We start from the raw sequence: 10,749 nt of genomic DNA, 5'->3' as shown, positions 1-10,749 counted from the left end.
TTCCTAAGATATTCCAGTATCAGAATAAGCACAATGCTCCGGCAAAATCACTGTGGCTGACTAACTGTGCGGTACAAGTGGCACTGATACTTATCTGGCTGACGGGCAGCAACTACAATACCTTGCTAACAATTGCATCAGAGATGATTTTAGTGCCCTATTTTCTAGTAGGGGCCTTCTTATTTAAGGTGGCTTTAAAACGCCAGGACTGGCGATTAATTATGGCGGCTAGTGGCGCGTGTTTGTATGGTTTGTGGCTGATTTATGCCGCTGGCTTGCTGTACCTGTTGCTATCCGCCCTGTTATACGCACCCGGCTTGCTGGTCTTTATTTATGCACGCAAAGGGCATGAAGGTCTTAGATTACTCAATACGGTGGAGCGTGCGGCTATTGGCCTGGTGCTGATTGCCACTATTCCGGCAACCTGGCTGGTTATGCATTGAACCGAACCGGGTACGCCAGTTAAACTGGCTGCCCATGTGGGCATCTATCGGCAGGTAACTAATGGTGTTCTGTTCCAGATATATCCACAGAGAGACATTCACCCTTTTGGTTTAGCCGCATTGAAGCTGGAAATTTTTGTTTGATTTGATCCAATTGTGCGTTTTCTAACGGATAAGGTAATTGGATATCCAACTCTGTAATCCCCTGCAGTTCAGCAAGGTGAATCAATCTAATAATATTAGTTTCATCGCTAAGCTGAGTTGATAACACCTGTAATGCCAAGGCGGTAAGCCGCTCCTGAGGTGTTTTCTCCAGTTCCGTTTGGGACTTGACCACCATCCCGAAAATCGGCATGACACCATAAATAGCATCAATAAAACTCCACCGCTTTTTGCAAGAAGCAGCTAAAAACTCCGTGTAATCGAAGCAGACTTTTTCACTGTGTGCTGGCACACCAATGCGTTCGCCACTCATCCCTCAGTCCTTAGCTGATCGATACAGCTATTCATTAATCATAAGTATTGATATATAAACGATGGGCGCAACTAAATAGAGATGACGATACAATCACTTTCATTAATATAATGAAATAATTTGCTAGTTGTCTACCAATCAGTCATTGGCCAGTCATTGGCATGAAGAATAAAGTAACGTGCATAGCATTGCTACCAACAGCGCGCTATGCTGAATCCCGGCATTTTTAAAAACTGAAAAACATGACCAAAATTGTTTTTGTAGAAGACGACCCGGAGGTCGGAAAACTAATTGCAGCCTATCTCGGCAAGCATGATATTGATGTGTTTGTGGAACCGCGTGGAGATACAGCTCAAGCGGTTATTGAACATCAACAGCCCGACCTGGTGTTGCTCGATATTATGTTGCCCGGCAAAGATGGGATGACGTTGTGCCGCGATTTACGACCAAGCTATGACGGCCCGATCGTGCTGCTAACCTCACTTGACAGTGATATGAACCATATCCTTTCTCTGGAAATGGGCGCGAATGACTATATCCTGAAAACTACGCCTCCCGCCGTGTTGTTGGCAAGGTTACGTTTGCATTTACGTCAACATAATCAGCAACAAACCAAAGAAACGCCCCATGTTCCACTCACTGGGCATAATGCCATTCACTTTGGTTTACTTTGCATCGACCCGGTTAATAGGCAAGTCAATCTCGGCGATGAAGAGATTACATTATCGACTTCAGATTTTGATCTGCTGTGGGAACTCGCGACACATGCCGGCATCATCATGGACAGGGAAGCATTATTGAAAAATTTGCGGGGCGTCAGTTATGACGGGATGGATCGCAGTATCGATGTGGCTATTTCGCGTTTACGCCGCAAACTCCATGACAATGCCCTCGAGCCTTTTAGAATCAAAACAGTGCGCAATAAAGGCTATTTATTCGCCCCCAATGCCTGGGAGTCAGTGCAGCAATGAGGAAGCTATTTATTCAGTTTTTCTTATTGCTGTTCGTCTGCTTTATGGTGATGGCGATGCTGGTTGGCTTAGTTTATAAAGTCACGGCTGAACGCGCTGGCCGCCAGTCATTAGATGATTTGATGAAAAGCTCTCTGTCATTGATGCGCAGTGAGTTACGAGAAATTCCGCTAAAAGATTGGAATAAAACCATCGCCACGTTGGATTTGAATCTCTCTTTTCAATTACATATTGAACCTCTTGATAAACGGGATCTGGGCGAAAGATTAAATAAGCGCCTGCGTGCGGGTGAAATCATTGCCTTGGATGATGAATACACCTTCCTGCAACGGATCCCCCGCAGCCACTATGTCTTGGCTGTAGGCCCGGTTCCCTATCTGTTTTATTTGCACCAAATGCGGCTACTGGATTTAATCTTGCTCATCCTGATTGGTCTCTCTTTGGCGCTGCCGGTGTTCCTGTGGATGCGCCCTCACTGGAAAGACTTGCTGAAACTAGAGAATGCCGCCCAGCGGCTTGGGGCCGGACATCTGGACGAACGGACACATTTTGATCCCACCTCCAGCCTAAGCCGTTTAGGCGTCGCGTTTAACCAAATGGCCGACAACATCAGCACATTGATAGTCAGTAAGAAGCTGCTTATTGATGGAATTGCTCACGAGTTACGCACCCCACTTGTTCGCTTGCGCTATCGGCTAGCCATGAGTGATAACCTGACTGAAAGCGAACAACTGGCGTTGAATCATGATATTGGCCAGTTAGAGGCCCTGATTGATGAATTGCTAACCTATGCTCGGCTGGATCGCCCCCAAGTCGCGCTCAATCTTGAACCTATAGACTTACCGGCATGGCTCAGCGCAAAAGTAGCAGATATGCGTTTGATTCATAGTGAGCGTGAGATAGAGCTCGACATACCTCATCGCGGCGACTTTGGTGCAGTCGATCTACGTCTAATGGAAAGAGTATTGGATAATCTGGTCAATAACGCCCTGCGCTACTCGACTCAGCGGTTACGTATTGGCTTGTGGTTTGACGGCAATAACGCATGTTTACAAGTTGAAGATGACGGGCCGGGCATTCCCTTAGAAGAGCGTGCGCGCGTATTTGAGCCATTTGTTAGACTGGATCCTAGTCGGGATCGTGCAACAGGTGGCTGTGGATTGGGTCTGGCCATCGTCCATTCCATCGCACAAGCATATCAGGGCAGCATTTCCGTCGATGCCAGTTCGCTGGGCGGTGCCAGTTTCCGATTTTGCTGGCCGGTGAAAGAGCTTGATTCACTCACTATCGACCAAGATAGCCCTAACTAATAGTTTTGCCTAAACTCTAGCCTTAATAAAACAAGTCAGCCTATATGCTCTAAATAATTCAAGTTGCAGGAAAGCGGCAATCGAACCAATACAAGCCACCAACGGATATGCAGCTCGAAGAATGGCGAGAATAGTTTAAATGGAGTACTTAATGACTACAGCTTATCAATCCCTGCGCACTACATTCACCCGCCTTTCCCGCTTTGAGCACTTATCCGCCATTGCTGGGTGGGATATGCAAACAATGATGCCGCCCAAAGGAAATCTTGCTCGCTCAGAGGCGATGGCTGAGCTAAATGTGCTGCAACACCAGATTCTGACGGCCAAACAGGTTGGCGAGTGGTTGAAGCAAGCGGAACAAGAGACTCTGGATGATATTGAGCTGGCTAATCTGCGTGAGATGCGGCGGCATTACAATAATGCGGTGTTACTACCAGAGGCTTTGGTTGAAGCAAAATCACTAGCAGGTGCTCGATGCGAGCACGCATGGCGACAGCAGCGTATCGCAAATGACTGGCACGGTTTTGCTGAAAATCTACGTGAAGTGGTCAAGTTAAGTCGTCAAGAAGCGTCGATTAGAGCTCAAGCTGCTGGGACATCGCGCTATGACGCTTTGTTGAATTTATATGAGTCGGGAACAAATAGTGCTAATTTGGACCGTATCTTTGGCGATCTTAAACAATGGCTACCCACGTTATTGCAAAAAGTGATCGCTAAACAAGAAAATGAAACCTGCTTGATACCACAAGGGCCATTTGATCTGGAAAAACAGCGTCAACTTGGGCTGAGTGTGATGAAAGTATTGGGCTTCGATTTTGATGGTGGACGAGTCGACGTCAGTGTGCACCCATTCTGCGGAGGTGTTCCTCAGGATGTACGCATCACTACTCGTTATAATGAACAAGAATTTCTCAGTGCGTTAATGGGGATTGTTCATGAAACGGGTCATGCGAGGTATGAGCAAAATTTACCCCGTGAATGGTTGGGGCAGCCTATATCGCACGCACGCTCTACTGCAATTCACGAATCCCAAAGCTTACTGTTTGAAATGCAATTAGCTCGCAGCAAGGAGTTTCTGCAAGTCATCCGCCCTCTGGTTATACAGCAATTTGGAGAGCAACCTGCGTTTGATGAGCAAAACTTCACCGCCTTGAATCAACGTGTCAAGACCGGTTTTATCCGGGTTGATGCTGATGAAGTCAGCTACCCTGCCCACGTAATTTTGCGCTATGAAATTGAAAAAGCATTGATTAGTGGTGAAATCGAGGTAGATGATATTCCCACGCTGTGGAATGAGAAGATGCAGCAATATCTGGGGATAAACACTGAAGGAAATTATCGCTATGGGTGCATGCAAGATATTCATTGGACGGATGGCGCCTTTGGTTATTTCCCAACTTATACCCTGGGTGCCATGTATGCTGCTCAACTTTTCCAAACTGCGCGTGGCGCTATTCCTGAATTAGATAGCAATATTGCCAACGGTGATTTGAACTCACTATTCAGTTGGTTACAGAAAAATATCTGGCAACACGGAAGCCGTTACTCAACCGCTGAGTTGATTACCAAAGCAACCGGTGAATCACTTAACCCTCGTTTTTTCCGCGAGCACTTAGAACTCCGTTATTTATAATTATCTTTGACCTCAGATTTTTCACTTCGATACTGCCCTTCCTTTAAGGAGGCAGTATCGTCCTGTTGAACATAAATTCCGTGTTAGCCACAAATTTGCATGTACCTAAAGAGATCATTTTTCAGATAACAACCTAATGTATGTTGTAACTAATTTAGGGTAAAGGTTATCCTAGCTATTCTTATTCCTCTCAGCTTCCATGCTATCTATGCAATAAAATGCATTTAACGATATGCCATAAAGTTGACTATTCGTCATAACAATCCGCTCTGTACAATCGGTTACAAGCCGAAACCAATGACTCACGGAAGCCATTAATCATTTACCCTATTCTCATTACAACGACCCAACGGGGCCGATATACAAACAGAACACTGAGGAATAAATCATGAAAACAGTATTAGCTCTGATTGTTGCTGCAACTTTGGGTATGTCTTCTATTGCATTCGCAGCCGATACCGTTGCACCAGCAGCGGCTCCAATGGCTACGGCACCAGCGGCCCATAGTGCTCCTGCCAAAAATATGCATCACAAAAAAGCGACAAAATCGGTGAAAAAAGCCGACAAAGCCGCCCCGATGCAAAAAGCGCAAGCCGCTAAGAAACATCACAAAAAAACGACGCACACTAAATCTGCCCCAGCAGCAGTGCCCGCCACAAAATAAAGTCGAGAAGATAGCTGAAGCCAGCTCTTTAGATTGACCTGCAACAACTTCACTCGCTCAACACCCGGTTCTCCGGGTGTTTTTTATCAGGAGTGCTGATAATGCTGCGCCGTTATTTATTTGAAATCACTCTGGCAACATTAATTATGTGCGGCCTGATCGCACTGTTTTTTTATTTATAGTGCATATCCGTAATGCTTCAAGCAGCATGTGCATTACTTAGAGTATAAGCGACTTATACCGCGCTAAAATTATCGAAAAATCAAATACTGGCAACATACTACATAGCTAATTGTGTCTATAGTTATCAATGGGGAGGCTTGTGATTAACAGCTTAACCAGTAGGTCTCAGGTTTGTGAATAAATACCCCTCTAGGGAATAAGGCAGGCTAATTATTTATGCGTTTATCTTCATTATTGCTATTAAGTCTGTTACCTCTTTCCGTGGCTCATGCACTTCCCCTGACTGACACGTCAAATGACGACAGTAATATTGCTGATCAGACCACCCTATTTTTTGGTAAAGATGATCGTACTGCGGTCACTAATGGCTCTCAATGGCCATGGCAAGCCATCGGTCAAGTTGAGACAGCCAGTGGCAATCTTTGTACTGCGACATTAATCTCCCCTCGCCTCGCACTTACCGCTGGGCATTGTGTATTAGCACCTCCAGGAAAGATTGATCGTGCTGTGGCCTTACGGTTTATTTCGCACAACGGCCATTGGAAGTATCAAATTACGAGTCTGGAAACGCTGGTTGATGCCAAGTTGGGTAAGAAACTCAAACCTGACGGCGACGGCTGGATAGTTCCACCCGCAGCAGCTGCATATGACTATGCTCTTATTCGATTAACTAATAAAAAACCACTCCCTATCAAGCCGTTACCATTGTGGGATGGAACCGCTAATGAATTGACTCAAGCACTTAAACAAGTTGACCGTAAAATAACACAAGCGGGTTATCCACTTGACCACCTGGATACCCTCTATAGCCATGAAGATTGCCTGATCACCGGTTGGGCGCAGCAAGGTGTACTTTCTCATCAATGCGATACATTACCAGGTGATAGCGGCTCGCCCTTGTTGCTGAAAAATGGCGAGAAATGGTCTTTGATTGCCATTCAAAGTTCAGCTCCCGCCGCTAAAGACCGTTATTTAGCAGATAACCGGGCTTTAGCGGTCACAGCCATAAAAGACCGGTTAAAAACGCTCGCTAATAAGGCGGCTAAAACAAGCAAATAGTCATGTCTCAATCCGGAAAAGGCATTGATGGATTAACAACGAACCTAACAGCCACTACTCCTTACTGGTACAACGGGGCTTTTGAGTAAATTTAAAAACAAAAGTCCCACCTAATGCTGCGGCATATCGACTCAACGTCGTGAGATTAGGCGAAATGATACCTTTTTCCATCCGACTGATATTTTGTTTCCTCAACCCCGCTCTCCGGGCAATGTCTTCTTGAGTCAAATTGCATCGCTGGCGGGCAGCCTTGAGCTCCGTCATCATCGCTTGCCTAATCTGCAAGTCAGAATACGCTTCATTTACCTGAGGGTGATTTAAAGCGTTAGCTTTAACCTCAGAAAAAGGAAGAATGTCAAAATCATCTTGTTTTTTCATGGCAGCAATCTCCGTTTGAGTTCCTTCATACGCTGATAAGCCAACATCAGTGTCCGTCTTGAGGCCTTTTGCGTTTTCTTCTGCAAGATATGAATGATATAAACCTGCCGATCTGCCTGGTAAAAGAAAAAACCACGCCCGCAACCTTCCTTAGCACTGACCCTCAATTCTTTCAGCCCTTTTCCTATATCCCGCACTACAGGTTCTCTCAACTCATGACTATAAACTTCTAACTCATCAAGAGCCTTAATCAGAGCCGCTTGTATCCCCGCAGGTAATTTAAACAATTCTTTTTGTGCCAACCTCAACAAACTAATCGTATACATAAGCAATCCCTGCTCCCGAAAAACTCTATCAAACTCACCAAATGTAATCAAATATGGTGACCCATAATCAGACAAACTTTGAGCAAGCCGCCTGAATACCATGGCAGATATAGCCGTAGTTGAAGGCCTAAGGCAATAATGTTGCGGCGCATTAGAGGAGTTAATTGATAGTTTTCGAGAGGCTTCGCATGAAAATCAGTAGATTTCATCGATTACATATTTGAGACACCAATGAGAGGATTTAGATTATATAAATACTGCCGTAAAGTGGGATCTAGCGGTCGAAAAGCTCCGCGCCTGAGCCATTATCTCAGGCGCGGAGTCCTCTTGATTAGCCATTAAGCAGAAAGTTGTTCGATAGTCTGTAAAATACGCTTATCTGATATGGGGTATGGTGTTCCCAATTGTTGGGCAAATAGACTCACGCGTAGCTCTTCAATCATCCAACGAACTTCTTTAACATCTTCATCTTGTTGACGTTTAGGCGGCAATTTGTTGAGCCATTGCTGCCACATCTGTTGTACATGTTCCACCCGTTGCATTTGGGCACGATCACGATGAGGATCTACGGCTAACTTCTCCATCCGTCGCTCAATGGCGTGCAGATAGCGCAATGTATCCGGTAAGCGTTTCCAACCATTATTGGTGACAAACCCGCGGTAAATCAGGCCGCCAAGCTGTGCTTTGATATCAGAAAGCGCTAATGCTTGCGAGATGTCGACCCGGCCTTTTAAACGTTTATTAATGCTGAATACAGTAGTCAGGATCTGTTCAACTTGTTTGGCAATATCCACAACAGTATCGTTTAATTCGGCCCGAACTTTTTCTTGTAACTGAGCGAAATCAGCCTCTTGCCATACCGGCCCACCATATTGCGCGACAAGTTTATCCACCCCACAAGCAATGCAATCATCAATTAGATCCATCACTTTGCCATAAGTATTGAAATAGAGACCGAGTTTGGATTTGTTCAGCAACTTTTCATGTAAATACTTAATCGGAGAAGGAATATTTAGCAGCAATAAACGGCGTGTCCCCTGCCACATGGCCTGTTGCTGCTGGGCTTCTGTATCGAATAAGCGAATCGCGACACTGTCTTTTTCATCCACCAATGCCGGGTATGCTTTGACTTCGTATCCTCCCCGGCGTTGCTCGTAGCACACCGGAAGTGAGCCGAAGCTCCAGATATGTAAGTTATTTTGCTCAATACCGTCATCGGCAACCGCTGAGAGAGTCTCTTGTACTTTATCCTGGAGTTGGAGCTTCAAGGCAGCAAGGTCTTTCCCCTCACGCAAAGTTCGGTTTTTATCATCCAGCACGCGGAACGTCATTTTTAGGTGGTCGGGAACTTGCTCCCACTGCCAGCTTTCGCGTGACACTGTCACCCCAGTCATGCGACGTAACTCGCGCTCTAATGCATCCAGCAGACTGGTTTCCAACGGGGTTACCCGTGCTAAGAATGCCTCGGCATAATTAGGCGCCGGCACAAAATTGCGGCGAACCGGCTTAGGTAATGACTTGATTAACGCCACCACCAGCTCACGGCGGATCCCCGGAATTTGCCAGTCAAACCCCTCTTCCTGAACCTGATTCAGGATAGGCAGCGGGATATGGACAGTGACCCCATCAGCATCAGTACCGGGTTCAAATTGATAGGAAAGCCGTAGTTTGAGTGACCCTTGATACCAAAAGTTCGGATAATCCAATGGGTTAACTTTGTTTGCACCATCCTTGATAAGCATGGTTTTTTCAAAGTTGAGCAACTCCGGCTGGGTCTGGCTGGTTTTCTTCCACCAGCTATCAAAATGACGTGCGGAAATAACATCACGGCTAATACGCTGGTCATAGAAGTTAAACAATGTCTCGTCATCAACCAAAATGTCGCGGCGGCGAGATTTGTGCTCCAATTCTTCAACTTCAGCCAATAGCTTTAAATTAGCGCGGAAGAAAGCATGGCGCGTCTGCCAATCCCCTTCAACCAAGCCATGACGGATAAATAACTCGCGACACAGCGGCGGATCAATTGGCCCATAGTTGATCTTGCGCTCAGTGACGATAGGCAACCCGAATAAGGTCACTTTCTCACTGGCCATCACCGCCCCTTGCGCTTTCTCCCAATGCGGGTCGCTATAGTGATGTTTAACCAAGTGCTGTGCCAAGGGTTCGATCCATTCCGGTTCGATACGAGCAGCAATGCGCCCCCATAAGCGGCTGGTTTCGACCAATTCGGCCACCATGCACCACTTTGGCGGTTTTTTGAATAAACCGGAGCCAGGGAAGATGGCAAAACGGGCATTGCGCGCACCTGTATACTCTTGCTTTTCAACGTCTTTCTGGCCGATATGTGATAGTAATCCGGTCAGAATGGCCGTATGAACACTGCGATAGTCTGCGGCGACGCTATTGACCGGAATACCCAGCTCTTTCACCACCTGACGCAGTTGGGTATAGATATCCTGCCATTCGCGCACCCGCAAATAGTTCAGGAAATCGCTACGGCATAATTTACGGAATTGCGCCGATGATAGTTCTTTTTGCTGCTCTTTCAGGTAATCCCATAGATTAACAAATGCAAGGAAATCAGAGTCTTTATCGGCAAAACGTCGATGTTTTTCATCAGAGGCTTGTTGTTTATCCATCGGACGTTCACGCGGATCCTGGATAGACAATGCCGAGGTGATGATCATCAATTCCCGCACACTGCCACTTTTCTGGGCTTCCAATACCATTCGAGCCAAACGGGGATCAACCGGTAATTGGGCCAATTGACGACCTAGCGGTGTTAATTGTTGATGGCCGTTACTGGCCGTTTGGATAGCCCCTAGCTCCTCCAGCAGCCGCACACCATCTTGAATGTTGCGCTTGTCCGGTGCTTCCACAAATGGGAAGGCCGCGATATCCCCTAACCCTAATGAGGTCATTTGCAGGATAACGGAGGCCAAATTGGTACGCAGAATTTCCGGATCAGTGAATTCAGGGCGTGAAAGGAAATCTTGTTCGGAATAAAGACGGATACAGATACCGTCAGAGACACGGCCACAGCGGCCTTTACGCTGATTAGCCGAGGCTTGAGAAACCGGTTCAATCGGCAACCGTTGAACTTTAGTACGGAAACTATAGCGGCTAATACGTGCAGTTCCGGGATCGATGACATACTTAATGCCCGGCACGGTGAGTGAAGTTTCCGCCACGTTAGTCGCCAGCACAATGCGCCGCCCATGATGAGACTGAAACACCCTATTCTGCTCACTATTGGATAAGCGAGCATACAGCGGCAGCACTTCGGTATGCGGCAAATTCTGCTTCA

The 10,749-nt window shown here is 46.4% G+C and carries 10 protein-coding genes; 6 read left to right on the top strand and 4 right to left on the bottom strand.

Going from position 1 to position 10,749, the window contains the following annotated elements; translation table 11 throughout:
- The coding region (locus ACNSO8_RS04850) for an amino acid permease (protein WP_418393989.1) at nt 1-443 on the top strand (443 nt) is incomplete at its 5' end.
- A 58-nt stretch (nt 444-501) separates the two neighbouring features.
- Here the strand turns inward: ACNSO8_RS04850 and ACNSO8_RS04845 are convergent.
- Entirely contained in the window at nt 502-918 is a 417-nt protein-coding gene (locus tag ACNSO8_RS04845) for a hypothetical protein (protein ID WP_019083093.1), read from the bottom strand.
- A gap of 242 nt (nt 919-1,160) precedes the next feature.
- On the opposite strand from ACNSO8_RS04845, the gene rstA reads away from it, so the two are divergent.
- The 5 genes from rstA (at nt 1,161) to ACNSO8_RS04820 (ending at nt 6,738) form a co-directional block, all read left to right on the top strand.
- Nucleotides 1,161-1,889 (top strand): two-component system response regulator RstA, encoded by a 729-nt coding sequence (rstA, locus tag ACNSO8_RS04840; RefSeq protein WP_026018216.1) that lies wholly within the window; start codon nt 1,161-1,163, stop codon nt 1,887-1,889.
- Nucleotides 1,886-3,199: a two-component system sensor histidine kinase RstB gene (rstB, locus tag ACNSO8_RS04835; RefSeq protein ID WP_057620509.1), complete on the top strand. Its 1,314-nt coding sequence runs from the start codon at nt 1,886-1,888 to the stop codon at nt 3,197-3,199. The genes rstA and rstB overlap by 4 nt, the downstream gene beginning before the upstream one ends.
- Nucleotides 3,200-3,350: 151 nt before the next feature.
- Nucleotides 3,351-4,832: a carboxypeptidase M32 gene (locus ACNSO8_RS04830; RefSeq protein WP_418393988.1), complete on the top strand. Its 1,482-nt coding sequence runs from the start codon at nt 3,351-3,353 to the stop codon at nt 4,830-4,832.
- A 388-nt stretch (nt 4,833-5,220) separates the two neighbouring features.
- Entirely contained in the window at nt 5,221-5,496 is a 276-nt protein-coding gene (gene asr, locus ACNSO8_RS04825) for an acid resistance repetitive basic protein Asr (protein WP_019079386.1), read from the top strand.
- 399 nt (nt 5,497-5,895) lie between these two features.
- Complete coding sequence (locus ACNSO8_RS04820) at nt 5,896-6,738, top strand: trypsin-like serine peptidase (RefSeq protein WP_019079385.1); 843 nt, start codon at nt 5,896-5,898, stop codon at nt 6,736-6,738.
- A gap of 54 nt (nt 6,739-6,792) precedes the next feature.
- On the opposite strand, the gene ACNSO8_RS04815 is transcribed toward ACNSO8_RS04820, so the two are convergent.
- The 3 genes from ACNSO8_RS04815 to hrpA form a co-directional block, all read right to left on the bottom strand.
- Nucleotides 6,793-7,116, bottom strand: coding sequence for a helix-turn-helix domain-containing protein (locus ACNSO8_RS04815; protein WP_019079384.1), 324 nt, complete (start codon nt 7,114-7,116; stop codon nt 6,793-6,795).
- The gene (locus ACNSO8_RS04810; protein WP_411927869.1) at nt 7,113-7,442 is read right to left on the bottom strand and encodes a type II toxin-antitoxin system RelE/ParE family toxin; all 330 of its coding nucleotides are present in this window, start codon (nt 7,440-7,442) and stop codon (nt 7,113-7,115) included. Before ACNSO8_RS04810 ends, ACNSO8_RS04815 begins: the two co-directional genes overlap by 4 nt.
- Before the next feature lie 338 nt (nt 7,443-7,780).
- The coding region (hrpA, locus tag ACNSO8_RS04805) for an ATP-dependent RNA helicase HrpA (protein WP_418393987.1) at nt 7,781-10,749 on the bottom strand (2,969 nt) is incomplete at its 5' end.

It is taken from the genome of Yersinia sp. LJYL362, assembly GCF_048323875.1.
This window is presented reverse-complemented; position numbering and strand designations above follow the sequence as displayed.